At 62.3% G+C, this 25983-nt stretch carries 21 protein-coding genes; 4 read left to right on the top strand and 17 right to left on the bottom strand.

Annotation, left to right across the window (positions count from 1 at the left end; translation table 11 throughout):
* Positions 1–63: 63 nt before the first annotated feature.
* Entirely contained in the window at positions 64–2385 is a 2322-nt protein-coding gene (ybiO, locus tag CK498_RS10085) for a mechanosensitive channel protein (protein ID WP_095620831.1), read from the bottom strand.
* A gap of 330 nt (positions 2386–2715) precedes the next feature.
* Here ybiO and CK498_RS10090 point away from each other — a divergent pair, with 330 nt between their 5' ends.
* The 3 genes from CK498_RS10090 (at position 2716) to CK498_RS10100 (ending at position 3830) form a co-directional block, all read left to right on the top strand.
* The gene (locus tag CK498_RS10090; protein WP_095620720.1) at positions 2716–2928 is read left to right on the top strand and encodes a hypothetical protein; all 213 of its coding nucleotides are present in this window, start codon (positions 2716–2718) and stop codon (positions 2926–2928) included.
* Positions 2929–3024: 96 nt separating this feature from the next.
* Positions 3025–3432 (top strand): CrcB family protein, encoded by a 408-nt coding sequence (locus tag CK498_RS10095; RefSeq protein WP_095620721.1) that lies wholly within the window; start codon positions 3025–3027, stop codon positions 3430–3432.
* Positions 3429–3830, top strand: a complete 402-nt coding sequence (locus CK498_RS10100) for a fluoride efflux transporter FluC (RefSeq protein WP_095620722.1) — start codon at positions 3429–3431, stop codon at positions 3828–3830. Before CK498_RS10095 ends, CK498_RS10100 begins: the two co-directional genes overlap by 4 nt.
* Here the strand turns inward: CK498_RS10100 and rloA3 are convergent.
* Positions 3808–4365, bottom strand: a complete 558-nt coding sequence (rloA3, locus tag CK498_RS10105) for a retropepsin-like aspartic peptidase RloA3 (RefSeq protein ID WP_095620723.1) — start codon at positions 4363–4365, stop codon at positions 3808–3810. The genes CK498_RS10100 and rloA3 overlap by 23 nt on opposite strands.
* A gap of 100 nt (positions 4366–4465) precedes the next feature.
* Between rloA3 and CK498_RS10110 the strand changes: the two genes are divergently transcribed.
* On the top strand, positions 4466–5209 hold the full coding sequence (locus tag CK498_RS10110; protein ID WP_095620724.1) for a sulfite exporter TauE/SafE family protein: 744 nt from the start codon (positions 4466–4468) through the stop codon (positions 5207–5209).
* Positions 5210–5214: 5 nt separating this feature from the next.
* On the opposite strand, the gene CK498_RS10115 is transcribed toward CK498_RS10110, so the two are convergent.
* The 15 genes from CK498_RS10115 to CK498_RS26520 form a co-directional block, all read right to left on the bottom strand.
* Positions 5215–6501 (bottom strand): aspartate kinase, encoded by a 1287-nt coding sequence (locus CK498_RS10115; RefSeq protein ID WP_176475760.1) that lies wholly within the window; start codon positions 6499–6501, stop codon positions 5215–5217.
* 157 nt (positions 6502–6658) lie between these two features.
* Positions 6659–7837 carry a carboxynorspermidine decarboxylase gene (gene nspC, locus CK498_RS10120; protein WP_095620726.1) on the bottom strand — a complete coding sequence of 393 codons (1179 nt, stop codon included), beginning with the start codon at positions 7835–7837 and terminating at the stop codon, positions 6659–6661.
* 3 nt (positions 7838–7840) lie between these two features.
* Positions 7841–9040 (bottom strand): saccharopine dehydrogenase family protein, encoded by a 1200-nt coding sequence (locus tag CK498_RS10125; RefSeq protein ID WP_095620727.1) that lies wholly within the window; start codon positions 9038–9040, stop codon positions 7841–7843.
* Positions 9041–9248: 208 nt separating this feature from the next.
* Positions 9249–9695, bottom strand: coding sequence for a hypothetical protein (locus tag CK498_RS10130; RefSeq protein WP_095620728.1), 447 nt, complete (start codon positions 9693–9695; stop codon positions 9249–9251).
* Between the two features lie 94 nt (positions 9696–9789).
* Entirely contained in the window at positions 9790–10863 is a 1074-nt protein-coding gene (locus CK498_RS25745; protein ID WP_141246939.1) for a hypothetical protein, read from the bottom strand.
* Positions 10864–10899: 36 nt separating this feature from the next.
* Positions 10900–11400 carry a hypothetical protein gene (locus CK498_RS10140; RefSeq protein WP_095620730.1) on the bottom strand — a complete coding sequence of 167 codons (501 nt, stop codon included), beginning with the start codon at positions 11398–11400 and terminating at the stop codon, positions 10900–10902.
* Between the two features lie 10 nt (positions 11401–11410).
* Positions 11411–12145 carry a hypothetical protein gene (locus tag CK498_RS10145; RefSeq protein ID WP_095620731.1) on the bottom strand — a complete coding sequence of 245 codons (735 nt, stop codon included), beginning with the start codon at positions 12143–12145 and terminating at the stop codon, positions 11411–11413.
* Positions 12146–12172: 27 nt separating this feature from the next.
* Positions 12173–13720 carry a formylglycine-generating enzyme family protein gene (locus CK498_RS10150; RefSeq protein ID WP_095620732.1) on the bottom strand — a complete coding sequence of 516 codons (1548 nt, stop codon included), beginning with the start codon at positions 13718–13720 and terminating at the stop codon, positions 12173–12175.
* A gap of 1 nt (position 13721) precedes the next feature.
* Entirely contained in the window at positions 13722–14918 is a 1197-nt protein-coding gene (locus tag CK498_RS10155) for an ABC transporter permease (RefSeq protein WP_176475761.1), read from the bottom strand.
* 25 nt (positions 14919–14943) lie between these two features.
* Positions 14944–15585: an ABC transporter ATP-binding protein gene (locus CK498_RS10160; protein WP_217987744.1), complete on the bottom strand. Its 642-nt coding sequence runs from the start codon at positions 15583–15585 to the stop codon at positions 14944–14946.
* A gap of 66 nt (positions 15586–15651) precedes the next feature.
* Positions 15652–17622: a vWA domain-containing protein gene (locus CK498_RS10165; protein ID WP_095620735.1), complete on the bottom strand. Its 1971-nt coding sequence runs from the start codon at positions 17620–17622 to the stop codon at positions 15652–15654.
* A complete protein-coding gene (locus CK498_RS26160; protein WP_176475762.1) occupies positions 17622–18749 on the bottom strand; it encodes a hypothetical protein in 1128 nt (375 codons plus the stop codon). Before CK498_RS26160 ends, CK498_RS10165 begins: the two co-directional genes overlap by 1 nt.
* Positions 18742–21462: a putative virulence factor gene (locus tag CK498_RS10180; protein ID WP_095620738.1), complete on the bottom strand. Its 2721-nt coding sequence runs from the start codon at positions 21460–21462 to the stop codon at positions 18742–18744. The genes CK498_RS26160 and CK498_RS10180 overlap by 8 nt, the downstream gene beginning before the upstream one ends.
* Positions 21459–24521, bottom strand: a complete 3063-nt coding sequence (locus CK498_RS10185) for a virulence factor SrfB (RefSeq protein WP_095620739.1) — start codon at positions 24519–24521, stop codon at positions 21459–21461. The genes CK498_RS10180 and CK498_RS10185 overlap by 4 nt, the downstream gene beginning before the upstream one ends.
* 18 nt (positions 24522–24539) lie before the next feature.
* A complete protein-coding gene (locus CK498_RS26520; RefSeq protein ID WP_141246940.1) occupies positions 24540–25979 on the bottom strand; it encodes an SrfA family protein in 1440 nt (479 codons plus the stop codon).
* Positions 25980–25983: the final 4 nt, after the last annotated feature.

Consider the following 25983-nt stretch of genomic DNA (forward strand, 5'->3'; position numbering starts at 1 on the left):
GCTTGGTCGACGAAAAAGGGGCTGCCAACGGCAGCCCCTTTCGCGTGGGTGGCAAGGGCGCGATCAGTCTTCGTCGAAGTCGCCCTTGAACTCGGGGTTGGGCTGCGAGCGCGGGTCGTCCTGCCCGCTGCGGCTCTGCTCCCCGGAGCGCGGCTGGCCACCCGGGCGGCCGTCGATATCGAACGGCTGCTGCATGAGGCGCAGGTTGGCCGGCGGCGCTTCGCCCTCCTTGCCGACACCGAAGTAGAGAGTGGTGTGCGGGAAGGGGATCTCGATGCCCTTGGCGTCGAAGTGCAGCTTGACCAGGCGGTTGAAGGCGCGGCCGGTGGCCCACTGGGTGCCCGGCGTGGTCTTGATGCGCACGCGGATATTCACCGAGCTGTCGGCGAGGGCGACGACCCCCGCGACTTCCAGCGGGGCAAGGATATTCATCTTGCTATCCTCGCTTGCGGCCAGTTCGTCGAAGGCCTCGCGCAGGGCAATGATGGCGTCATCGATGCTCTCGCGGTAGGCGATGCCGTACTCGCCGACGTGATAGCCGAACTCGCGCATGTAGTTGGAGACGGTGTCCACGCTGGAGAAGGGCACGATATGGTAGGTGCCGTTGAGGTCGCGGATGCCCACCGAGCGAATGCTGAGGCGCTCGGCGGTACCGGTGATACCGCCCACGGTGACCACGTCGCCGGTGTTCATGGCGTTCTCGATCTGGATGAATACACCGGTGATGATGTCCTGGACCAGCTTCTGGGCACCGAAACCAATGGCCAGGCCGAGCACACCGGCACCGGCGATCAGCGGGCCGATATTGATACCGATCTCGGCCAGCACGATCATCAGCGTGATGGTCACCAGGGCGATCGCCAGGGCGTTGCGGAACAGCGTCAGCAGCGTCTTGGCGCGGGCGTCGGGCTCACCTTTGCCGGTCTCGGGATTGAGCTTGTGTTCGATCATGCTGGCCAGGCCCAGCCAGGCGGCCAAGGCCACGGCCAGGATCACTGCCACGCTGATCAGCTTGCCGATCAGCCCGCGGCCGGCCTCGGAGGCGTACCAGGCAGCAGCATCGAAGGCGCCCCAGGCGTTGAGCACCAGCATGATCACGGCGATCAGAATCACCGCGCGTACGACCCGCAGAGCGTTGGGGACGTAGCTGTTGAGGCGCGGCTCGAGCATTGGCAGTTTGCGGCGCATATCGTCGGAGAGACGAATATGGCGGCCGATGGTCTGGGTCAGTAGTGCCGACAGCAGCGCGCCGGCGCCGACGACCAGCAGTGTCTGCAGGGTGGCGATCATCACGAACGGCAGGGCATCCTCAGGACGCACCAGCGTTACCACCAGCACCATCAGGAAGTAGATAATCGCCAGCCAGTGCCACAGCCGTGCGAATAGCTGCAACGACATGCGCGTGGCGCTCAGCGAGCTGCGCTCAGCCATGCCCTTGATGGCGTGGCGCAGCTTGAGGCGATTCTTGAGCACTTTGCCGACGGCGTAGACGAAGGCGCCGAACATGATCAGTGTGCCGACGCTCTGGCCTAGGGCCGGCGACAGGTAGAAGTTGAGTAGCGGCACCACCGCCAGCAGGCCGTAGCCGACCAGGCCGATCAACCGCGCGATCCAGCGGTTCCAGTAGGAGGCATCGTCAGCGGCGATCGGCAGCAGGCGCAGTCCCTCGTAGCGCGAGGCGAACAGCATGCGCACCGCCGCCTTGAACAGCTCGATGACCAGGAAGGCGTTGAGGAACAGCGAAGCGCGGGTCGAGAGCTCGCCGGTCTCGCCCACCGCGAAGGTGGCGATCAGGTTGCCGCCGACATAGGCCAGCGCGACCACCAGCACGTCGATCACCGCAGCCACTGCCACCGCGATGACCAGGCGCAGGATCGGCGTCAGGCCGGCGCCCTCCCGCGACCACAGGCTGATGCGCGTAAAGGCCGGTTTGGCCAGGTAGCGAAAGCCGATGAATAGCGCGAAGGTCGCCAGTATCACCAGCCCCAGGTTGATCGCGGCGTTCATGAAGGCGGCGCTATCGAAGCCCGGCTCGCCGGTGGGTTGGCCGCTGAACAGGCCGCCGATCACGCTGATCAGGTTGTTGAACTGGCTACCGATGTCGCCGGCGATGTTGCTGGTCGCTTCTGCCAGGCGGCGCGGCAGCGAGACCTGCTCGGCGGCCTGGCCGCTGGGCGCGGTGGCGGCGATGGCCTCGGCGGAGACTTCACCCTCCAGGCCCAATGGCGCCACCGGATCTTGCTGCGACAGGCCGCGCAGCTCCTCGATCAGGCGGTTGCGTGATTGCTCGTCTTCGAGCAGGTCAGCCAGGGTATCGTAGGCCGGCGGTGGCGCGGTGGGGTCAGCCTGCTGCGCATGAGCCGGTGCCAGCAGCAGCAGGGCCATCAGCAGGCCGGCGAGTATCGTGAAGAGACGTGGTGCAAGCACGCTTCTACCTCCGTGAGTCAGCGTGAAAAGGCGAGTGGCGACATTGATACAGCGCGGCCATGATGCCGCATCTCAACATGCCGGCGCCAAGCCAGACAAGTCGATGACCGTCATGTGCGCGTCATGAGACACGACGACACTGGTTGCGAGCCACATTCCGACCTCATTATACGCAAGATTTAATCTATACAAACATTGTACGTATAGTGATAACTGTGCCACTGTAATTGTCAACAGCTACTGCCTTGGTGATCAGGGAAGAGCATCACGGATTAGGAGGAACCCTCGATGTTGGAAGTCCCCTTGGAGCTGCGCTGCAACGTTTGCGGCCACGACCGTTTCACTCTCCCGGCCGCGGATGCCATGGACCAGGACGTGCGCTGCGGCGAATGCCTGGCCTTCAAGTGCCACGCCGACGACCTGGAGCAGCATATGCTGGCGGCCGCCTCTAGCCTGACGCCACAGCCGGGGAAAACCCCGCGGCGGTTGAACGCCGTCTGAACCGAACATTGGCAAGCATGCGGTAACTTCCACCACCCACTCGCGGGTGGTTTTTTGTGTCTGCTAATATGGCCGCTGGCGTAAGGGGGAAGTGTCGTGTTGGATGTTCATCCGTTGATATGGGTCGGTGCCGGGGGGGCGCTTGGGGGCGTACTGCGGGTCTGGCTCACGGCCGTCGTCACCGCTCGCTGGGGCGCGGTGTTTCCCTGGGGCACGCTGGCGGTCAACCTCAGCGGAGCGCTGCTGCTCGGCCTGCTGGCCGGCGCCTGGGGGCTGGATGTGCTGCTGCAGCAGGGGCCGACCGCCAGCTGGTGGCTGCTCGCCGTGGGCGTGCTGGGTAGTTACACCACCGTTTCTTCCTTTAGCCTGCAGACCCTTACGCTGCTGCGCAGCGCTGAACCGTGGCGCGGCTACCTGAATATAGCCGGGTCACTGCTGGGGTGTTTGCTGGCGGTATCGCTGGGCCTGATCATTGGCCGGCTGGTGGCAGGAGGCTCGCTATGAAGGCGGCACTCGCCAACTATGCGGCGGTGGCGGCCGGCAGCGCCCTGGGGGCGATGGTGCGCTACCTTGTCTCGCTGTGGCTGCTGGCAAGCCCGGGGGGGCTGCCCTTGGGCACCCTGAGTGTCAACCTGCTGGGCTCGATTGCCATCGGCCTGATTGCCACGCTGAGCGCCGGGCGCTGGCCACTGTCGCTGCGCATGCAGCTGTTTCTGATTGGCGGCTTCTGCGGCGGCTTCACCACCTTCTCAATCTTCAGTCTCGAGGTGCTGACCCTGGCCGGTACCGGCGCGCCGGGCTTGGCGCTGTTCTATATCGGCCTGTCCGTGGCGCTGTGGCTGGCCGGCGCCTGGTTGGGCAACGGCGCTGGCGAATGGCTCAATCGGCGTCCGGGTCGTTAGCCACCAGCTCGGCATCGTCGTCGCAATTGGCGCCGTTGATAAAGGTTTCGCGCACGTCAAGCAGGCCCAGGTGCTCGATGGTGCGACGCCCCAACAGCAGCGGGTAGAACATTTCGCTGCGGTCGCGCAGCCCGACCTGCTCCTCATAGCGACGATCACCGATACAGAACTCCATCAGCACCACGGCGCGCCTGGCGCTACCGCCCGCGCCGCGGACCTTGATGCTGCGGTAGATCGGCTTTTCGAGTTCTTCGGTGAGCACTGCGTCGCTGCGCTCGTCCTCCAGCTCGAGGCGGAAGCGTACCCACTCCTCGCCATCTTTCTCGAAGCGTTCGATATCGCGGGCGTCCAGCGATGAGGTTAGGGCGCCGCTGTCGAGCTTGGCCTTGACGGTGGTGCCCCAGGGTTCAACGGTGGCCATCTCGATCCAGCCGAAGACCGGCTCGTCGGCACTGGCGGTAAGCGATGGGATGGCCAGCAGCAGGGCACTGGCGGCGCCGACCAGGTGACGCGAAAGTGCAGCACGGGGTGGCATGGGATCTCCTTGTCTTATGCAACGCAGGGATAGAGTACCATTGCGGCGAATAATTCCCTCGCTGGCTGCCAGCCTGGCGCCAAGCTCTCGAGGAGCACCGATGCTACCCGACTACTCGTGGCTCGCCTGGAGCCTGATCATCTTCTCCACCTATCTTACCGGTGTCTCCAAGGGCGGCTTCGCCGGCGGCTTTGGCACCCTCTCGGTGCCGCTGATGGCACTGGCCATCGGCCCCATCGAGGCGGCCGGCCTGCTGCTGCCGCTGCTGCTGGTGATGGATGCCTTCACCGTCAAGGCGTGGTGGGGGCATCACGACCGCGCCGAGGTGTGGCGCATCCTGCCCGGGCTGGTGCTGGGAGTGGTCATCGGCACGCTGCTGATCGGCAGTCTCGACGAGAACGGCGTGCGCCTGCTGCTGGGGGCGCTGTCGCTGAGCTTTGCCGCCTACATGCTGTTCAGGCCCGCTGCGGGACGTCCCATCGCCTCGTTCTGGGCGCTGCCGGCGGGGATCGGCTGCGGCTTCACCAGCTTTCTGGCTCACGCCGGTGCGCCGCCGATCAACCTCTACCTGATTCCCCGCCGCCTGGCCAAGCGCACCTTTATCGCCACCTGCGCCATCGTGTTTGCCGCCGTCAACCTGATGAAGCTCGGCCCCTACCTGTGGCTCGGCGAGATCAACCTGACCAGCGCCTGGGCCTCGCTGGCGCTGGTGCCGGTGGCCTGGGCCGGGGTCAAGAGCGGCCTATGGCTGCAGCACCGGGTCAACGAGACGCTGTTCTACCGCTTGATCATCATCGCCATGGCCGTCGTCGGCGTGCAGCTGATGGTCAAGGCGCTGGGATGATGGGCTTACTCCGGGATATGCCAGGTCTCCGGGCACTCCTCGGTGCGAAACAGCCTCTGGGCGGTCTGCGTGTTGCGGCGCTCGGCGAGGATCTCGCGATCCGCACTGAGCGATGCCAGCAGCGCCTGGGTGGGGTGACGCACCGAGAGCAGCGTCAGGTCGTCGTGGCGGGTGAGGACGTAGTCGGCGGTGAGTTGTTCGACAAAGGGCTCGAGGCGCGCGGGGTGGGCGTCGAGGCATAGCGAGAGGCGCATGGCGCCGCCGTCGATCAGGTTGGCGTGCAGGCCGGCGTCGACCAGGCGGCCAAACACCTCGTGCTGGCGGACTTCGTCCATGAATGAGAAGTCGCGGGGCTGGATCTTCAGCAGCACCTGCTCCTCGGCCAGGATGCAGGCTGGCGTGGGGTCGTCGTCGCCGTGCTGCGAGATGACGCTGGGCGGAGCATCCGGGGTTTCGAACGAGCGCACCTTGAGCGGTATGTGGCGCTTGCGCAGCGGCGCCAACGTCTTGGGGTGGATCACCTTGGCACCCAGCCAGGCCAGCTCGATGGCTTCGTCGTAGCTCAGCTTCATCAGCTGGCGGGCATTGTCGAAGCGCCGTGGGTCGGCGTTGAACAGCCCCGGCACGTCCTTCCAGATCACCACCTCATCGGCGTCCAGGCAGTGGGCGATGATCGCTGCGCTGAAATCCGAGCCCTCGCGGCCAAGCGTTGTCGAGACGCCGTCGGTGCTGGCGCCGATAAAGCCCTGGGTGATGACCATTCGTCCGCTGGCGAGCGCCTGCAGCCGCTGCGAGGTCTCGGCCCAGTCGACGTTGGCGGCCTGGTGGTTGGCATCGGTGATGATCAGGCGGCAGGCGTCATGCCAGTCGCAGACCAGGCCGATCTCGTTGAACCAGGCGCTGACGATGGTGGTGGAGAGCAGTTCGCCATAGCCGATCGTCTGGTCGTAGTGGCGTGCCCGCTCGTCGTCGCGATACTGGCGGTGGCAGGCGTCGAGGTCGTTTAGCAGTGCTTCGACGCGTTCACCTACCGCGTTGTTGTGCGAGCTGAACAGGGCCTCGACGGTGGCCAGGTGATCGCTGCGCAGCGCCGCGAGCTGCTGGCGATAGTCGTCCTCGTCGCTGCCGCGGGCTGCGGCAAGCAGGGCTTCCAGGGCATTGGTGGTCTTGCCCATGGCGGAGACTACCACCACGTCGGGGCGCGTCCCGAGCTGCCTGAGCAGATCACCCAGGTGGCGAATCGCATCGGCGTCCTTGATCGAGGCGCCGCCGAACTTGAATACCGTCGTCATACCGTCTCTCCCTGGCGGTGGATGTAGCACCAATACCATGCGGCAATCCCGGGGTGGACGAAAGAGGCGTGTCGCACAAGCGACTCACGCCAGTGGCGCAGTAGCGCGCAGCAAAAAGGCACCCGAAGGTGCCTTGTCGAATGCCACTCTGACTCGCTCAGCTGAGCCGCTGCATATAGTCCACGTAGCCGAAGGTTCTGACCGTGCGCACCTTGCGGCTTGCCGCGTCGATGCGGCAGATCGACGGCAGGCGGATGCCGTTGAAGGTGGTGGTCTTGACCATGGTGTAGTGGGCCATGTCGGTGAATACCAGGCGGTCGCCGATCTCGAGCGGCGCGTCGAAGCTGTAGTCGCCGATCACGTCGCCGGCCAGGCACGTCATGCCGCCCAGGCGATAGGTGTGGGCCTTCTCTTGCGGCTCGCCGGCGCCGATGATCTCGGGCCGGTAGGGCATCTCCAGCACGTCGGGCATATGCGCGGTGGCGGAGGTGTCGAGGATGGCGATGGGGCCGTCGTTGTCGACGATATCCAGCACCGAGCAGATCAGGTAGCCGGTGTTCAGCGCGATCGCCTCACCCGGTTCCAGGTAGACCGTCAGGTGCGGATGGCGCGCCTTGAAGTCGCGGACCACTCGCACCAGCCGCTCGACGTCGTAGTCGGCGCGGGTGATATGGTGGCCGCCGCCCAGGTTCATCCACTTCATGCCGGCGAGGTAGTGGCCGAACTTGGCCTCGAAGGCCGCCAAGGTCTCTTCCAGGGCGTCGCTGTTCTGCTCGCACAGGGTGTGGAAGTGCAGCCCCTCGAGGCCGTCCAGGTCCTCGGGGGTGAGATCCTGAGCCCGGGTACCGAGCCGTGAGCCCGGCGCACAGGGGTCGTAGAGCGGCACCGCGCCAGTGGAGTGCTCCGGATTGACCCGCAGCCCGCAGGAGACCCGGCGCGGCGCCGCCGCGATGGTCTCACGGAAGCGCCGCCACTGGCCCGGCGAGTTGAAGCTGATGTGGTCGGCGTAGCGCAGCACCACGGCCAGCTCATCCTCGGTGAAGGCCGGCGAGTAGCAGTGCACCTCGCCGCCGAAGGTCTCCGCCCCCAGGCGCGCCTCGTCCTGGCCGCTGGACGTGGTGCCCACCAGGTATTCGCGGATCATGGGGAAGAAGTCCCACATGGCGAAGCCCTTCAGTGCCAGCAGAATCCGCGCGCCGCTACGCGCCTGGACGTCGGCAAGGCGCTCCAGGTTGCGGCGCAGCAGGGCGTCGTCCACTACGTAGGCCGGGGAGGGGCAGGCCATAATGTCAAAATTGAGCTTGAAGTCCAGGCCCTGCTCGCGTGCGTTGGCCATGGCTCAGGCCAGGGGGTCGTGGTCGGGATCGAGCTCGACCACCTGCCAGGGCAGGCCCATCTCGCCGATGCGCGCCATAAAGGGGTCGGGGTCGAGCTGTTCGACGTTGAACACGCCCGCCCCCTTCCAGATGCCTTCCAGCATCAGCATGGCACCGGTCACCGCCGGCACGCCGGTGGTGTAGGAGATCGCCTGGGACTGCACTTCGGCATAGCACTGCTCGTGGTCGCAGATGTTGTAGATATGCACCTTGCGCCGCTTACCGTCCTTGATGCCGTCGGCGATGATGCCGATGTTGGTCTTGCCCTTGGTGCGCGGGCCCAGTGAGGCTGGGTCGGGCAGCACCGCCTTGAGGAACTCCAGCGGAGATATCTCGGCATCGCCGACCTTGATCGGCTCGATGCTGGTCATGCCGACATTCTCGAGCACCTTGAGGTGGGTGATGTACTTGTCGGAGAAGGTCATCCAGAAGCGGATGCGCTCCAGGCCCTTGATGTTCTGGCACAGGGATTCCATCTCCTCATGGTAGAGGAGGTAGATGTCCTTCTCGCCGATGCCGTCGAACTCGAACTTGCGCTTCTCGGCCAGTGGCGGGGTCTCCTTCCACTCGCCCTTCTCCCAGTAGCGACCCTTCGCGGTGATCTCGCGAATGTTGATCTCCGGGTTGAAGTTGGTGGCGAACGGGTAGCCGTGATCGCCGCCGTTGGCATCCAGGATGTCGATGTGGTGGATCTCGTCGAACAGGTTCTTCTGGGCGTAGGCGCAGTAGATGTTGGTCATGCCCGGGTCGAAGCCGCAGCCCAGGGTGGCCATGTTGCTGGCATCCTTGTAGCGGTCCTGGAAGGCCCACTGCTCCTTGTACTCGAACTTGGCCTCGTCCGGATGCTCGTAGTTGGCGGTGTCCAGGTAGGGCACGCCGGTGCGCAGACAGGCCTCCATGATGGTCAGGTCCTGATAGGGCAGCGCCACGTGGATCAGCACGTCGGGTTGGAAGGATTCGATCAGGGCGACCAGCGCCTCGACGTCATCGGCATCCACCTGGGCGGTCTGGATCGGGCGATCCAGCTGGTCGGCGATCGCCTTGCACTTGGCCTCGTTGCGGCTGGCCAGCATGATCTCGCTGAACACCGCGGGGTGCTGGGCGCACTTGTGGGTAACGACACCGCCGACGCCGCCGGCGCCGATAATCAGGACTTTGCTCATGGGTTCGCATCCAGATCGGGTAATGTTCGGTCGTGGCCTCGCCCAGGACCCGGTGGGCCGGCGAGAGGGCGCAGATAATGGCTCCCCTTGAGGCTGCTCGCAAGTGGTTTTCGCGTCAAGCTCAAGGCCTATGGTCGCGGGTGGTGGTAAAGGGGCTGTTAGTAGTGGTGACGCCACCCTGCGGCGGCGTCCCCAGTGATCCCTTTTGTCAGGTGCGCTTCTCTTTGGAGATGCGTTCAACGTTGAGCGCAATCGACAGAATGATGATCAGGCTCTCCTTGGCCAGTGACATGACGATGACCGAGAAGTAGGTGGTGACCAAGGTGCCGATCATGGCGGAAATGCCTGAAAGAAAGCCTCCGTAGAAGCTGAATGCAACGGTGAAGAAAGCCATCAGAGCCATGATGGCGCCGATGAACCAGGAGAGAAAAATCAGGCCATCCCAGGCGGTACGTAGCCAGTCGAACACCGGGAACTCCGAGCGGCTGGAGGCGAGCACTTCGGCCTCATCACGCTGGCGCATGTCGGCCAGTCGTAGGGCGGCACCTTTCCAGATGCTCCAGGGAATGGTGAAGAAGCGAACCACACAGACGGTCAGCGCGCTGACCACGGCGGGCAGCAGGGCGGGGGCGATGTCATTTTTCAGTTGAGACATGTCATTTCCTTGAGTACTAAGTCTTACGTGGGTGAGGTCGTGGCGGTTTTATCCGTTAACGCTGAACACACCACTCAGGCCTCGAGTGAGCTTCCTAGGGAAAGCTAAACTCGAAGGATTGGCTGGGGGATTGCTCGTAGACCATTCCCGTGTGGATTTCGGTGCTTCCGTTAAGTGTGATGGAGAGATCAAAGGGAATGGGGTCGCGATCGCCGCTGCAGCGTTTATAGAGGGAGACGGTGGCCACATACTCTCCCTCAGGGGTGTTACCGGAGTTCCAGAAGACGTTTTCAACGGGGTTCTGGCCTACGGGTGTATACGATATGCAGCCGGCGTTGGAGTCGACATCGAGTCGTCCCCCGGAGGGAATGGAGGGACGGGTAAATGAGACGGTGCCTCCGTTAGGATCGGTGACGGCCAAATCCAGGTCATCCCGACTACTCCAGCGCAAGGTGACTTGGATATCCCCGGTCCCTAAAACAGGCTCTGTACTCGCACTATCGCTCTCACTGGAAAGGGGGATGAACTCCGCTGGCGAAGTGACTGCATCTCGTGAGGCAAGGGGGGCGACCGGATCTTGGCCTTGCTGCCAGGGCAGCGAGAAGCGCTCCCAATGATGGAACGCTAGCCACAGGCCAAGTAGCGCTAGCACGCTCAGCAGCGGCAACAACAGGGGAATCACCCAGCGGCGTCGGGGACGAATTGCAGGGGAGGGCGTTGGCATGACAGACCGCGGAGCGGTGCCAACTACTGCCGGTGAGGAGCCTGCGCCCCCTTCGGGCGTGTTGGGCACCCAGCGAATCAGCAGGGGCTCGCCGCCTACAGAATAGAGGGTGTCCGGCGCCGCTGCCGTAGGCAGTGCCCGTAGTGCGGCAGCGGACGGGTCGTCACGCTGCTCTAATTCGGCGATCAGGTTTCCCAGCGCCAATAGGCGCTGGGAAAGTTGTCTCCGGAGGAGTGCTTGTTCTGCCTCAGACAACTCATCCAGGCGGCGGGGCTGACCCGTAAGCTCGGTCCACCACTCCAGGTCTCCAGTGCGGCCTTGGCGTGGAATGGCAAAGAGGTTACCGATACTGGGAGGACAATAGCGATGTATCAGCCCCTGCAGACGTGCAGGCTCCTGCAGGTCGACCAGAGGATAACCGTCATCACGCAATATACGCTGCATGGCGACTCTCCCTGATAGCGGGGCTGGTGGTCTGCATCACGGGGTATAGCCCAGGCTCTGCTGCAGTCGGTTGACCTGCTGTTGGAGCGACTCTAGACGCTCCTGGCGCTCCTGCAGCGTTTCGGACTCGGCGCCTGATTCGCCGGGCCCTGCATCAACCTGTAACTCCAGTTCATTGAGCTGATGTTGCAGACCAAGCTGGTCTTGGGTGCGTTGCTGCAGCCGTTCAATGAGTGCGTGAAGATCGCGCTCCAGCTCATAGTGCTGCTGGTTGGTAACACGTAGCTCGTTACGAGTGGCGCGCTGCTGCTCGGCGATCTGACGATCAATCTGGCGGAACAAGGCATTCTCTTCCTGATCAAGCAGCACCTGCTGCTCTCCGGCGTCTATACGTGCGCGATAGCCGCCACCGGCATCACAGGAGAACTTGGCTACCAGGCTGGCGTCGCGGTTATAGGGGTCGCAGGCCTCTGATGTGGTGGCACAGCCACTGAGCAGAGCGAGTCCGCTCAGGGCAAGAAGAACACGAATCATCATGTTGGCCTCCTCAGCTCAGGGTAATGGCGGAACGCATGTTGTAGAGATCATCGACCTCCTGCTGCAGTGCCACAACTTGCTGGTTCAAGACGTTGATTTCCTGCTCGATCTTGTTGATTTGCTGCGGGCTGGCCTCCTGCTGCTCAAGCTGAGCGACATCTCTGTATTCCTTGACGGTGCGCTGCATGTTGCCGATGTCACGACGTAGGATGTTGATATTGCTATCGATGGCGGCGAGTTCGCGCTCGGCAGTGCCCATATCGGTTCGCTGCTCGGCCATTTCTTGTTCGAGCCGTTCGATTCGCGCACGGTCTTCGGCCATGACCTGGCGAGCCGTCTCGGTACGCGCGACCACCTTCTGGGTGTCTTGCTGAATGTCCTGGCTCATCATTTCCAGGCGCTGCGTGGTGGAGGCGTATTCGCTTCGGCGCTGGTCAAGGTAGTAGTTGGCGCCCATGGCCACGCCGCAGGCGGTAATACCGGCGGCTATCATGCAGGTTGCGTGGTTGCTGGTGCCGCTGAGCATGCAACCAGCAAGGCCAACAGCGGCGCCGGCGGCACATGCCTGATAGCCAGATTTGCTGAAGAACTGGGCATCATTGCCCTGGGTCAAGCGCGGATCGGCGGACTGGTTGGCACCCAGCATACCGCTGCCAGTGCTAGCACAGCCGGTGAGCATCATTGCGCCAGCGACGGCGGAGCCGAGCAGTAATTTCTTGAATGAGGTGGGGACGGTCAGTGCCATGATGGTTTCTCTTGGTATTTAGGTTGATTACTGGTTCGCAATGGCCTTGCAGCTTTCCAGCCAGGCCTCGGCGGTGATGTGCTGGTCTTCAAGATACTGGTGCTGGTGCTGCCAATAGGTCTGCAGGTAGGGGCCAAGCCCATTTGTCTGCGGGTTGCGTGAGAGGATTTCGCTGAATACCTCGACCTGATGTGCGATGGATTCATGGCCATACAGCGTGGCGGCCTCCACTAGGCTGCTGGCGTAGTAACGGCTCAGTCCCTGAAGCCGCTGCTCCTGCTCGGTAAGGCGTGACTGGCGCATGGCGCAGCTAGCATCTGGGTCATCGCCTTCGCAGTTGAGGCGATAGTTGTCAGCCAGGAAGTCGTAGAAGACGCCGTCATCCTCGAGTTTGGTGCATAGGAAGGCGCCCAGGTTGAGGCTGGCCCGAATGGCTTGGTTGCGAGCTTCTTCCTGACGCTGGTTGCTGGCACGCAGCTGGCGCTCCAGAGACTGCAGCTGTTCCTGCAGGCCGTCGTCGTCCACGCCGGAGGCTAGTTCGGCTAGCTGCACCACTGTGCCCGGAGCACCGTCGAATTCGTTGTCCCCCAGGCCCAGCTCCTTCCAGCCAGCTTCTATATCGGCGATACGCTCGCGGGAGGTGAGAGTCGGGGCGACCAGCGCTAAACGCAGGCCATTGGCGCGGCCGCGATTATGTGCGTCATTTCCGTAGTAGGGCTCTTCGCCACGCATAGCGGTACGCAGGTCTTCCCGGGGGGTCAGATAACTGCCTCCACGCACCACGAAGCCCCCCGCTTGGCCATGTTGACGATCCAGCTTGTTGAGGCGGAAAGGCTCGAACATCATCTCGGCGGCATTGCCAAGCATGTCGTGCAGCCCTAACGGGTTTGGGGACAGTAAGCCGGCCAACTGCAGTCGCCCGTTAGAGGACTGGGCACCAGCAAACCACTCGTAGGCGTTAAGCCCATCGGGCATTGGGTAACGGGAGTCGCGGTACTCGGCGGTGCTAACCTCTAGGCCTCCGCGGGCGGCGAACTCCCATTCCACTTCGGTAGGCAGACGTAAGAAGCCCTGGGCACTGTCCTCCATGGGTAAGGCTTCCGGGGCCTGCTCACGTAGCCACAAATTATAGGTATCGCTGAGCTGCATGGCATCGAACCAACTTAGCGCTACACGGGGTAGCCGCTTGCGGTTGGAAGGCGCAGGGCACTCGTCGCCCATCAGCGACTCGTACTGCAGCTCCGTCAGCTCGTACTTGGCCAGCAGGTAGTGGCGCGAAGCGCCGCCATCGTTGCTACTGAAACTGCCGGAGATAAAGGCTGGCCTGGTTTGTTCCACGTACCCCCATCCAGTGCCGTCCTGGCCCACCTGCACTGGGAAATCGTCAAGCGGCTTGCTGGCCGGCACGTGAATTTGGCGAAACGCCATGGCACCGCCACAGGGCATCGGCAGGATAACGTCTTCCTGCAGGGGGGCTGGGTTATAGAGCCGCTCATCCCATTCCGGCTGGGCATGAGCGGCAAGGGAGATGCCTAGGCCGGCCGCCAGGATGGTGAGAAGGGGGACAGGATACATTTCAGGCTTCACGTAGGCTCTCCGCTGGCTGAATGCCGAAGGCACGCACGACGCCTATGATTGCCACCAGCAGGGCGACTCCTAGGGTCAGTGCCAGGGCGATAAGGGCATGGGCCGGGGTGATATGACTGACGACGCCGGCCGCCATGTGGCTAGTGGCCAGGGCACGGTTGAAAACGGCAGAGCCAAGAGCGAATAGCCCCAGGCCGATGATGAAGCCCAATAACGTCAAAAGGCCCACCTGTGCTGCCACGAAGGCGGCCACGGCGGGGCGTTGGAACCCTAGCAGCCGGAGTACGGCGTACTCGCGGCGCTTGCGATCGATATTGGCCATGAAGGCTCCGGCCATGGAGGCTAGGCAGCCGACTAGGGCGGTGATGGCGATGACCCCGAAGATCAACCCGAGTACTCTGTTGATGGCGCGCACATTATCGATCTCGGCCAGTCGGCTGGCGGTCTCGATGCGCTGGGCTTCCAGGGCTTCGACAATGCCGGCTACGGCATCTCCCTCGCTGGCGAATATGCGCGCCCGGGCGAAGCGCACGGGATAGTCGTCACGCTGGGTGCCGTGCTCTATGCCGAGCAACGAGCTGGCGTGGCCGTCGCGAAAGCGCTCCAGCTCTATCAGCAGCGGTAGTTCCACAAAAGCCGCCGGGCGCGGGAAGCGGGCTGCTGCGATTACTCCTATCACCTCCACTTGCAACCGGCCGCGCTCCTGTCGCCCTTCCAGGCGGCGGCTGGCCGCCAGGGTCAATCGATCCCCCACGCTCACCTCGAGGCGTCGCGCGGCTGGCTCGCTAAGTACTATGCCGGTGCCTTGCGGGTAGTCGGTTTGGTTGCTAAGCAGTGGATCACCAGCGGCAGAAGGAATCAGCTCTATCCCGTTTAGAAAGTGCTGACGGTCACGTAGCAGGTCGGCCTGGGTGTTGAGAGACCGGGTCTGACCGATGGCGAAGCTGACGCCAGGTAGCGCACGCACCTCATCTAGCCAGTTTTCGTCGTAGCTGCCGCTTGTCAGCATGCGGATCTCGAGGTTGCGCGGGTCGTCGAGTAGCTCGCGCTGCAGCTGGCTGACCACGCCGTGCTTGAGCCCAAACAGCAGCAGTAGAGGGGCAATGACTGCGACCAGCGCGGCGGCGATGCACAGCGATACCTGGCGGTCATGCCAGAGGTCCTGAACAGCAAGCTGCAGGATCAAGGCGGTTCGACCTGATCTCGATGGGCTAAGGCTCTGGCTCAAAGCGAGATCCTCCTGACGTCAGGGTGGCGATCAGCCTTGGTAGCCCGAATTGGTTCACCAGTGTGCGGTCGTGGGAAACCACTAGCGCGGCCATATCGAGCTCCTGTACCAGTGAGAGGATTAACCCGAACAGCACTTCGCCGGCCTGGGGATCCAGGGCGGCGGTGGGCTCGTCGGCCAGTAGCAGGCGTGGTTCATGGGCCATGGCGCGAACGAAGGCGGTACGCTGCCGCTCGCCGATAGAGAGCGCTCCAGGACGCTTGTCGAGCAGCGGCTCCAGGCCCAAGATTGCGCAGGCGTGGTGCACCCGTTCGCTGCTGGCTGGTAAGCCGAGCAGGCGGCGGGGCAGAGAGATGTTGTCGCGGACGTTCAAGAAGGGCAGCAGTCCGCCGTTCTGTAGCAGGAAACCGAGCTCTCGGGAACGTATCCTGGCCAGGGCAGATTCGTTTTCTACCTGTAGCAGCGCTGCTAGATCGGTGGCGCTTGGTCCCAGAACATATCGGCCTAGCGCACTCGGTTGGAGCAGTAGGCCCAGGGCCTCCAGCAGGGTGCTCTTGCCACAGCCGCTGGGACCCACGATGGCCAGCATGTCGCCAGAGGCCAGTTCCAGATGAGGGAGATACACCTCATGGCGTCCGGTTGTTCCCTCACCGCGTACGACGCGGAGTTCACTCAAGGTCAGCACGGCGGCTCAGGGCATCATTTCAAGTGGCACGGGATAGACGTCGTCGCGTGGGTCGGCGCCTTCGGCGAGCGATACCCAGCGATCCACATCCTCGTTATAGCGCTGGTAGTGGCGCAGCTTGGTAGTCAGGCGGCGAATAAAGCGCTCCTGTTGCAGGCCGTCCCAGCTCAGCCAGGTTTCTTCGTCGAGGTTGAGCACCTCGCTTTGATAGGGGAGGTCCTCGAGGTATTCGCCCATCAGCCCTAGCTCGCCGAGTCGCTGACCGTCACTCTGCTGCATTTGGTTGGGGTCGGCACCCATGGCAGCGGCCACCGAACGTAGTCGATCGAACATGTCGGTGGGTGAGATCAAGCCTGCGTTGGCGGCGTCGAGAATCTCGCTAACCACGTCACTGAGGTCACTCAGCTGGCCTTTGGTTAGCAGCACCCGAACTTCGGTGGTAGGGACATGCTGGGCGATCAGGTCGCGATCACTGATCCACGCCTCGAATATTGGTGGCGCCTGGCTGCCGGTGGCTTGTCCCAGATAAGCTAGCTGCATGGCATGGCCAATCAACGCCATGTCATCCACCAGTCGCTGCTGGCTGGGATCATCAAGCGGCTCCTCGGCATGAAGTGCGCTGCCGATGGCTTCGTCTCCGAGGTAGGCGGCATGCACCTGATCGGTGATAGCCGCCGCCAGTGCGTCGACCCGCTGGCCAAAGATGGCTACGTCACCGGTATCAACCGGGTAGTAGAGCGAGGTTCCGGTGCCGGTGAATGTGGAAAGGTTGCTATATTGCGCCTCGGCAACGGCATGATCACCGCGCTGCTCGCCGGCGGGTGTCTTGAGATGCAAGGTATAGACCGCTATGCCATGGCGAGCCGCCTCGAGGCGTACTTGATCAGCATCGAGTCCGGTAGAAGAGCGCTCGCCATCGCCTTCGATGGCACTGGCGTCGGTGATCAGCACGATATAGCGCGCACCGAAGTTACTCCATTCGACCTCGTCGATTGCCTGCATCACGCCGGCATAGGCGTCCTCTTCCCATCCCACGGTAGAGGCTTGGGCTTCGCTCAGGCCAGCCACTCTGTCCATGAAATCGCGGCCGTCTTCGACCTGGCCGGGGTCGGCATACATACGCGTGACATACTCGGTGTCGGGTGCGTGGTCGACGCTGTCGCGGTAGGACACCAGGCCGAAGCGCACCTGGTCGGTAAGGTCCTCCTGCTCGATGCGCTGGTAGATTCGCTCTACCGCTTCACGGGTGCGCTCGATGTAGGGCCCCATGGAAATGGTGGAGTCGATGACGAAGACCACGCCAGCGTTGAATTCGCGTAGCTGGGCGGATACGTCGCCGGACTCCTGTTGTACCTCCTCCTCGGCGGCCTCACTGACCGAGGCGACTCTCAGCAGGCGGGTCATGAAGCCCGCCTCGGTCATGATCTCCTCACCTTCCAGGATCGGCAGCAGATAGAACTGCTCATGGAGGTCGACGAAATATTCCGGCTCCTGTGCGACGACGCCCGAGGCCTGGCCATCGCGACGCAGCTGGGCGCGCAGCGGAGCGACCTGAGCGGAGGGTTCGAAGTCGTCGAAAATCGTCATCAAGCCGTCTTGCTCATCAAAGAAGATTAGGCGGTCGCGGTTAGCCGGGTTGGTGAACGAGAGCGTGAGCTGCATCTTCCAGTCGACGGTGCAGGAGGCTGGCAACCAGCCGCTGATACTTCCATAGCTATCGGGGCCAACCTCGAGCCACTCCTCACCACTATGTTCACGGCGCTGGTAGACATAGAAGCGACTGAAGGCTGGCTGAAGTTCTCCGCTGGAGCCCGCTTCTTGCTCGGCAAGCTGGCAGCCGGGGGTTGTCAGCACACGCTGATGAAGTGTCTGCTTACCTTCTTGTAGTAGCGGACGCACATCAGAGATCGCTGGCAGGGCGGTGATGCTCAGCGGCAGCGCCACTATCAGGCTCAATAAGGGCCGAGGTGCCATCATCACTGCATCTCCTCCAGTCGCTGACTGGCTTCGGCGTTATCGGCGTCGATGCCCAGCGCAGTCTCGTACCAGAAGATGGCGGTTTCCACATCTGCCTCAGGGAAGCAGGTGCTAGGTGTGTGCTGAGCAGGATCGAACTCCTGGGCATAGGCCAGGGCAGCGGCGGCATCACCGTTGAGCGCCTGGTGAGCATAGAGGCGGCGTGCAATACCGCAGTGATCATTGGCAAGAGCTTGATTCACCACGTTCAGCATATCGCCGTCGTCGCTACCAACGCAGGACTGAATGAACTCCAGCTCGCCTACCTCACCCATCCGCTGCAGCGAGCAGGGCTCTGCTGAGGCGCTCTCCTCGCTGGCGTCGTCAAGGGGCGGCTCATCGGCTATCGGCTCGGGTACCTCTTCTGGCTGAGATATCTCTTTAGGCTCAGGTGTCTCTTCCAGATCCAGAGTCTCGCTCTCGTCGACGGTGGTTTCGTCCCCGAGACCAGCTTCGTTGCTGTCGCGCATGGACAATCCGAACCAGGCGGTGGCGCCAATAATGACGGCGAGGGCCAGGATGGCAACCAGGATCCATAGCCAGCGCTTGCTCTTGCCCCTAGGAGCCGGGTCAGCTTGCGACTCGGACTCGGACTCGGACTCGGACTCGGACTCGGACTCGGACTCGGACTCGGAATCTGGTTCTAGCTCGGGTTCGCGCTCAGGTTTAGCGACAGGCGTGGGCTGAGGCGTGTTCAAGTTAGCCCCGGCTTCCAGCGAGAGTGAGCTGCCGCTGGCCCCTGAGGGCATCAGGCCCTGAGCGAGACGCAGGCGTGCTTTGCCGACTTCTGCGCCATCGGGGCCATACAGCCTCGTCATATTGGTGGCATTTGGGTTTTCCAGAAGCGGGTCGACGATCTTGCTATCGACCACCGCTGTCAGAATTCCGTCAGTGCTGGCTTGTAGGGCCGGCAGGTGGAACTTGAACGACTGGCTGCGCCACTCTCCATCGTCCTGCAGGAAGTTTTCATCCAGGTTGCGCTGGATGTCGAGTGAGAGGCCCTCGCTGGTGCCCTGCCAGCCGATGATGACCAGTTGGCCATAGCCGGGCTGGTGGGTATCCAGTGGACGTAGTTCAATCCTACGCATGGGCCTTCTCCCTGGCGGTGAATATTTCCAGCAGCTCGCCGAGGCGCTCATTCTGTTCGATGCTAATTTCGCGCCCGCCGCTGTGGCCGGCGTTTTCCTGGGTCATCAGGCACAGCCCGGAGAGCCAGTCGCCTAGATAGACCACGGCTTGGTTGATAGGCTGTTCGGGTAGCTGGGGTAGCTCGTCACGGGGTATCTGCTGTTGCTCGTAGCCGAACAGGCGGTCCTTGGCGCCAATGAGGCTGTTCGGGCGCTCCTCGACCTTGCTGTAGTGGAAGCCCAGCCAGGCGATGAAGTCGCCCAGTACAAGCTGGGCGGCCAATACTTGGCGAGCGACCAGGCGATCGCGACGGGCGCCGCTCTGTACCCGCTGTAGCAACGCCTCGTGCAGCCTTTCCTGAACTTTCAACCGACTGGCACCCGTGATGAGCTCATCACCCAGCAACTTCACCAGATCACGGTCTAGACCAAGCATGCGTAGCAGGCCCTGTCGTTGGGACAGTTCGCGGACATGGCCGACCCAGGCGTTGTAAACTGCTCGAGAAAAGCGATGATCGGCGCTCTGCAGTACCGGGGCTTGTGGCGTCTCAGCGGAGAACGAGGCGCCGGACTCTGCGCCGAAGGGTAGGTCACCGAAGCCACTAACCGGACCGCTGCTGCCGTAGAGCCCGGCATCATCGACTGGCGTGTCCTCCTCGCCGCCGCCAGCCTCAGGCGTCAGGCTATCTTCGCTGTCGGTGAGATAGAGGTCGCGCACCAGCTCGTCGGGAAGTTGAAGGTGGTGCTGCAGCTCGCCAAGCGATGGCAGGCGCGTCTGGAGCTCTTTCCAGAAGCGTGTCGCGATCTCGCGCTTCTCGGCAACCTCTCCGCCGGAGTCGCCAAAGTGCCACTTGGCCAGGCGGCCGGTAATCAGCCTGCGGTGGGTATCTTCGAGCTGGCTCTCGATACGCCCGAGCTTGTATTCAAGGCCTTCGATGCGCTCCAGGTAAGCGCCGATACGGGCCATGCCGCCATCGTCTAGAGCTAACATGGCGTCCCAGGCCTCGGCCGGTTGGTTCACATGACGCAGCACCGAAGGGCTCTCAATAAAGGTGGTGTGCATGCGTGTCAGAGCGGCTGCATGGTTGTCATGGATGGCGACTTCGCGCCCGTCTTGGTCTTCGCTGACCAGGAACGGGACGGGCAGGCGAGGTTTACGTACCAGGAAGGTATTGCTGAACGTCTGACCGGGCGACCACTCCTGCATCCAGTCGAAGGTGCTGAAGCGTTCCAACATAGTGATATAGACCAGATCCTCCCAGCCTTCATGCAGCTGGTTGGCGGACTTCGTTAGATCGCTGGTGATGCGCTTATCAAACATGGTGAGCGCCCAGATCAGCCCGGGGTCGCGATGAGAGCGCTCCTCGGCCGTTGCCCCTTGAGTCTTCTCGATCCAGCGGGACAGCACCGGGCCGACTGTGATGACCTCGCTCTGCTTCTCGACGCTAGTGCAAAATACCAGGCCGTTCATCTCCTGGCTGTCGGTGTAGCGCTCGAACAGGTAGGCGACCTTGCTACGTAGCAGCAGTTTGGAGACCCCCTCTTCACTACCGGGCTCGCCAAACTTCCTTAGTTTTATGCGGGTTCGGTAGCCGGGGAAGTCGAGCAGGTCGACCCGCTCGACTCGCGGATCACGAGTGGGCTCCACCAGCGGAAAGGTCAGTTCGGCGGTGAGGGCCGCGAGCTGGGCGACCGGCAGGTTGACTGGGGGGCCGACTTCGTCACCGTCGGCAGGGCAGACCTCCAGCGCCAAGTCCTTAGCAGTGCCCAGCCGCTCGAGGATATCCACGTTCATGATGCTCTCATGCCGCTTGAAGCCGTCGCTGTCGGGCACTACCAGGCAGCGCAGCGGGGCATAGACCCGCGGTGCATGGCCCAGGGCGCTAAGCGTCTGGGTCAGCATGAGGTAAAGATCCGTCAGTTCCTTCTGTTCCCCCCACAGAATGGAGAACAGCCTGGCACGCTCATGAATAGTCAAACGCGGGGCCAGCTTGATCGCCCGTGGCCAATAGCGGGCGTTCAATTTGCTGGCCGATTTAGGGAAACTGTCGCTTAGGTAGTCCCATAGCTCCACGACATCTTCGGGGGTGACGCCTGGCTGCAGGGTATCGTTTAGCTCACCTTCATGGGGCGCCAGTATCGTCGCGACCTTGTTCTCGTCGATCTCGTAAACGTCCTCGCGCTGGTGATCGAAGTCGTTGAACCAGCCGTTGGCGAGTATTTTGGCGAGCTCGATCTCGCTGAACAGCTTGAGTTCGATCGGGAATTCCGTGGGACCGGAGCTAGCCGTGCGGCTGAAGCGGGTGACCAGGCCGGTGGCCTCCTTGCCACCGCCCGCTGGGTTGACATGCTCGATGAAGTCCAGGCGCGCCGGGCCGTAGCAAGTTTCCAGTTTACCGTTCTCGCCGGCGGCCAGCGCCGAGATGAGGTAGGACTTACCCGCCTGGGAGAGGCCAAAGAAGCCGACCGTCATCGGCGTGGTGGCCGCGCGTGACAGGCTTTGGGCAAGATTGCGAGCCCGGTAGAGCTCCAGGCTGAGCTGGTCGGCCTCGCTGTCGAGGCTGGGGGCACTATTGCGGACGGCGTCGATCCACTCGACGGCCTCACCGGCGCCACGGTGAAAAGCCTGCCAGCCTTCGCTGAGTCGCTGCTGTTCGGGGGTCAACTGGTTCATGTACGCTTTACACTCCCGCTATCCAGCCAGTAGTTGGTGTCGCCCAACCCGGCATCATTAAGGGTGTTGAGCTGCAGCCTAAGGTCGCGTGTGCTGAAGCTGGCGTCACCACCGGCATCGACGTTGGCAACCTTCAGCCGATCGCTGATCAAGCTGCCCCGACTCGCCCTGTCATCTACGGCCAGTTGGACTTTCAACACCGGCGCCTGCCCCCCCTTGGCTTCTGCTCGGGCAAGCTTCTCGGTGCCTGAGGCAGTGAAATTCAGGGTGTAGAGCGGTGAGGCTGTCCAGCGCTGGGCGGCCAGCTGGCGGAAGCCTATGCGTAGAGGGCCGCGCATCTCGATGACCGGTGTGTTGCCACTGTCATCTTCCAGCTGTATCGCAGTACCACCCTCACGGGTCTTGATGTTGCGATAGGTCACATCGGCGTCGGGGACGGTATTGTTGTTATCGATTAGGCCGATGTGACGAATGGTCGAGTAGGGGCGTAGGGCGGCGGCCCGGAAGAAAAAATTGGAGAGGTTGCGTTGGGCGCATAACAGACACAGCATGGCCCCGACCGAGGCAGTACTCTTGGGGTCATCGATGCGGCCATTGCGATGGAACGGGTACCAGCTACCGGTGCGATAGCCCTGCAGCGGCAGGATACGCCCCGGCGGTAGCGGCAGCATCTTGCGGATATAGGCTTGAATACCGGGCAGACGTGAGGGTCTGCCGGTAATGAGCAGGGTATCGCACTGATATTGGAATACCACCTCGCAAAGTGAGGCCAGTGTCTTGCAGATATTGAAGCGGTCCTTGAGAAAGGCTCGGTGTACTTCCACCAGCTTGACGGTCAGCGGAATGCTCAGCAGATCGAACTCAAGGTCGGCGCCCAATTCGCGACGCAGGGCGTTCTCTACATAGCGGTGTACCGAATCACTGACGGCGTGCTCTCCGAGGCGTTCACCGTAGGTGAGCGTTACTGGACCGCCGGGCTGCTCGGGGTCGAATGCCTCGTAGGCTTCCAGCAGGGCCAGCCCCAGAGGAGTGAAAACTTGCAGATTGAGCTGCTGACGAAGCACCTGTTCCTGGGCATTGGCGCCCTCCTGGCCGCATAGCCGTGACATCATGGCATCGGGGGAGGCCACACCGGCTTGCTTGAGCGCTTCCTCGAAGCTGGGCAGTACGAACAGTTGTATGACGTCGAGGAGGATGTCGTCGCCGGCAACGCGGAAACCGTCGCGGAAGCGCTGCTCAGGAACCACAAAGACGTTACTGCCGCTACCATTATTGCCACTTCGATCTAGGTGGTAGTCGGTCACCACTAGATCGGTGGTGCCTCCGCCGATATCGATGGTGGCGAGGCTGACACTCTCCCGGGCGGATTTGCCAGGGCGTGCCAGGGTGGCGAAAAACTCTTCGGGGTGACCGGCGAAGTTTTCCTTGATCTCGGTGTAGAGGTAGACCAGCTGACCGCAGGAGGCCTCGTCCCATTCCACTCGGAGCTTCGGCATGGGAACTTGTAGCGTACCATCGTTGGCGGCCTCGTAAGGATTGCTCTCTTCCAAGTCGGTATGCCAGCCGAGGCTTTTCCACAGCAGGGCAACAGTCTGCTCCAGTCGCGAGACCAGCAGGCTGCGTTCCGCCTGTGGCATGGCAGGAGGTACGGTCAGGGTAATCGAGCGCAGCTGTCGCGGCCGGTTGGTATGCCCTTGACGGATGCGCTGCGCGGGGCTGTTGATTTGCATCAATGCCTGAGCCAACACCTCGGCCAGCATGAAAGTCATCAGCGAACTTCTGGAGTAGTGCGGCTTGAACACCGGCATCTGCTCGGCTTCCGGCAGGGTGTAGAGCGCGTCCCCCAGTTCGTTGATCAGATGTGAGAAGGGAGCAGCGGTAGCGTGAGGTTCGGTATCGGTACGCACGTAGGCGCTGTTAAAACGCCAGCCGTGCCGATAAAGCTCTTCATCCCACAGATAACGCTTGGGGCTGGAGAGTCCGGTGGACCCCTCTGTGCCTCGGCGGCGTCCGGCCAGGCGTCCCGCTTCGACACCGACTCGGGCGATGGTGGGCCATTGGAAGGCATCGGGCCGACCGCTCTTTACCGACAGGTGGTCTTTGCCAAAGAAGGTTTGGGAGAACTCCACGCGACTCTCGAAAGGCTCATGGTAGACCCGCTCCGCATCGATCAGATCGCGCAGTTGCAGCACATAGTTATGCTTGAGTCCCATGCCCGACTGGCCATGATCTTCAATCAGAATGCCGCAGGTGCGTGAATTCCCTACATCAAGGACCAAGTCAACCGGGATGTCACCCTCATTCTGGGCAATAACCTTAAGGTCGGGGATAGCGACCCGCGGCGCTGGGTCGCAGTGCTGTGGTTTGATAGGTTGGTGTAGAAGGCTGAGTACGTTGAGATAATGAGCCAAGTGCTGGCGTTCTTCGAGGGCTGCTGCCATCTCCTGGCTGTCGAGCCCCGGGTTGGCCTCTTTAAACAGCTCTTCGAGCCACTCTCTGACCCAGGTCTGGTCCAGGAACCAACGCATATCGATCATCATGGTGGCAAGACGGAAGTTGGCGCCAGCGCTTACGTCATCCACTGTTGGGCAGAGATAGGCGGTATTGTCACGACGAGGCAGCGTGCGAGTATCAAAGGCCAGAGACAGTCGATGGGTCTGCCCGTCGAGATCCGGCTCGTCAAGCGCCACCAGGCGCATGCGTGACCAGTTCGCCGGGCCTTGTTCAAACATACCCGGAGGCCGGAAGCGCAGGAAAGGAATAGGTAACCAAGCACCGTTCAATTGCTCTAGGCTAGTGGCCATAGCGACGTCAAAATCAGGCTGCTTAACCGTCTCGATTGACTCTTTGACACCATCTCTTTCCACAACATGGAACAGCGATCCGTCTTCCTCATTGACCAGGAGACGAGTCGGTATGCGCGGGGTGTTGGCCAGGTACTTGAACTCGCCGGCGGGTTCCCTGCGCGGGTCAAGCGTCAGGCCGAAGTCCATGAACTGAACCCCGGAATGACTGACCAGAGTGGCGACCTCTTCGAATTTGTTGATTTCTGGCAGCATACTCGGTTGACCGTCCTGTTAATTGGCTTTCCGCAACTGAATGGGGAAGGGTGCGTCGTCGTAGTTTGCAGCACAGCTGGCAACTCCACTCTCGGTCTGGTGGCACCGCACACGTGGCATCTCGTAGTGGCTGTCGTCTTCGCAGCGCGCTCGCTGTTGAGCTTCCACTTGGAGCTCTCCGCTCTGCATTGCGGCGCTGACAGGGCCCGCACAGGTCATTCCGTTCTGGCCGCCGCGGCGGATGTACATATGCCCCTCGCCCTGATCGAACGCGTAGGTCACCTGCAGGGGGCGGCCAGTCTGACTATCCATCACACCAGCACCTCGCCAGTTGCCATCAAGGAAATCGGCGGTTCCGTCGGGTGCGTCGGCAGGCAGAGTGAGCGGGGCCACGGTAGGGACGGCGGCTGTCGGCTCCGCGTCTACCCTTCCCGGGACTGCCGTCACAGGGGGGGCATCGAGCGGAATCTCGGGCGGAGCCATGCCGGCTTCGGCTGACCCAGGGACATCTGGTGCCTGTATCTCGGCGGGCGGGGGTTCATCAAGGCTTACGGGGACCGGAGGGCTGACGTTGGATGGTGCCAGGCCAGGCATTTCACCCTCTGGCGTGGACATTTCGGGTATGCCAATCTCAGGCAGACTGCCATCGAGCCTAGGAGAAGTTAGACTTGGAGTGGAGGCCGAGCCGGCTCCCCAGCGGCTGAAGGGCCAGTTATCCCATTCGGCCCATAGAGAGCGTGGGAAAGAGGGCGATGCTGCACCGACATCCAGGGACGGGGGGGAGAGGCTGGGAGGGGTGGCAGAGGGCATGCAGGCCCTGAGCCCGAAGAGAAGTAAGCCAAGTGCGAGGGCAAGCGGCAACAGCCACCACCAGCGTCGCCACCATGGCCGAACGGAAACCACCTCAGGGTGAACTACCGGTGGCGCCACCGGGGCCGTTGCAGCACTGGCTGCAGCAGGCTGGACAGCCTGCGGAACCGATGAGGGGTACAGGCATAGCAATGGATTGGCATGCCGATCCGCTTCAGGATGGATAAACCCCCAGAAGGTGATAACGGGAGTGCCATCGACCAGATAGACGTAATTTTCGTCTGGAAAATGGCATACCCATTTGACCAGCCGGGAAAAGACCTCATGATCGCCGCCTTGACCATCAGCAGGCGCCTTATTGAGGTCGATCACTTCCTTTCTGAAGGCCTCGAGCTGTATGCGGGCATCTTCACGCTCGTCTTCCGTGGCACTGCGCCAGGGAATAACGTCGCCGCGGATATCACTGTACCAGTCGACACTTTCGCCCTGCTGATCTCGCTGCGGCATGGCTAGATGCCGTTCCTTGCCGGGAAGCCGACGTGAAATGACGTTACGCAGTTGAAGTGCGGAGTGATAAACGGGCTGCCCGGTTTCACCCAGGGCACGAAAATGCTCGGACTTATCGCTATGCAGCAGTATCGCTGACATGGCT

This window comes from Halomonas salipaludis, assembly GCF_002286975.1.
Taxonomy (GTDB): Bacteria; Pseudomonadota; Gammaproteobacteria; order Pseudomonadales; family Halomonadaceae; genus Franzmannia; species Franzmannia salipaludis.

Excerpts from the sequence above, each read along its gene's own strand:
- ybiO (WP_095620831.1), bottom strand. The coding sequence starts at position 2,385 with ATGGCCCTGCTGCTGCTGGCACCGGCTCATGCGCAGCAGGCTGACCCC.
- CK498_RS10090 (WP_095620720.1), top strand. The coding sequence starts at position 2,716 with ATGTTGGAAGTCCCCTTGGAGCTGCGCTGCAACGTTTGCGGCCACGAC.
- CK498_RS10100 (WP_095620722.1), top strand. The coding sequence starts at position 3,429 with ATGAAGGCGGCACTCGCCAACTATGCGGCGGTGGCGGCCGGCAGCGCC.
- rloA3 (WP_095620723.1), bottom strand. The coding sequence starts at position 4,365 with ATGCCACCCCGTGCTGCACTTTCGCGTCACCTGGTCGGCGCCGCCAGT.
- CK498_RS10110 (WP_095620724.1), top strand. The coding sequence starts at position 4,466 with ATGCTACCCGACTACTCGTGGCTCGCCTGGAGCCTGATCATCTTCTCC.
- CK498_RS10115 (WP_176475760.1), bottom strand. The coding sequence starts at position 6,501 with ATGACGACGGTATTCAAGTTCGGCGGCGCCTCGATCAAGGACGCCGAT.
- nspC (WP_095620726.1), bottom strand. The coding sequence starts at position 7,837 with ATGGCCAACGCACGCGAGCAGGGCCTGGACTTCAAGCTCAATTTTGAC.
- CK498_RS10125 (WP_095620727.1), bottom strand. The coding sequence starts at position 9,040 with ATGAGCAAAGTCCTGATTATCGGCGCCGGCGGCGTCGGCGGTGTCGTT.
- CK498_RS10130 (WP_095620728.1), bottom strand. The coding sequence starts at position 9,695 with ATGTCTCAACTGAAAAATGACATCGCCCCCGCCCTGCTGCCCGCCGTG.
- CK498_RS25745 (WP_141246939.1), bottom strand. The coding sequence starts at position 10,863 with ATGCAGCGTATATTGCGTGATGACGGTTATCCTCTGGTCGACCTGCAG.
- CK498_RS10140 (WP_095620730.1), bottom strand. The coding sequence starts at position 11,400 with ATGATGATTCGTGTTCTTCTTGCCCTGAGCGGACTCGCTCTGCTCAGT.
- CK498_RS10145 (WP_095620731.1), bottom strand. The coding sequence starts at position 12,145 with ATGGCACTGACCGTCCCCACCTCATTCAAGAAATTACTGCTCGGCTCC.
- CK498_RS10150 (WP_095620732.1), bottom strand. The coding sequence starts at position 13,720 with ATGTATCCTGTCCCCCTTCTCACCATCCTGGCGGCCGGCCTAGGCATC.
- CK498_RS10165 (WP_095620735.1), bottom strand. The coding sequence starts at position 17,622 with ATGATGGCACCTCGGCCCTTATTGAGCCTGATAGTGGCGCTGCCGCTG.
- CK498_RS26160 (WP_176475762.1), bottom strand. The coding sequence starts at position 18,749 with ATGCGTAGGATTGAACTACGTCCACTGGATACCCACCAGCCCGGCTAT.
- CK498_RS10180 (WP_095620738.1), bottom strand. The coding sequence starts at position 21,462 with ATGAACCAGTTGACCCCCGAACAGCAGCGACTCAGCGAAGGCTGGCAG.
- CK498_RS10185 (WP_095620739.1), bottom strand. The coding sequence starts at position 24,521 with ATGCTGCCAGAAATCAACAAATTCGAAGAGGTCGCCACTCTGGTCAGT.
- CK498_RS26520 (WP_141246940.1), bottom strand. The coding sequence starts at position 25,979 with ATGTCAGCGATACTGCTGCATAGCGATAAGTCCGAGCATTTTCGTGCC.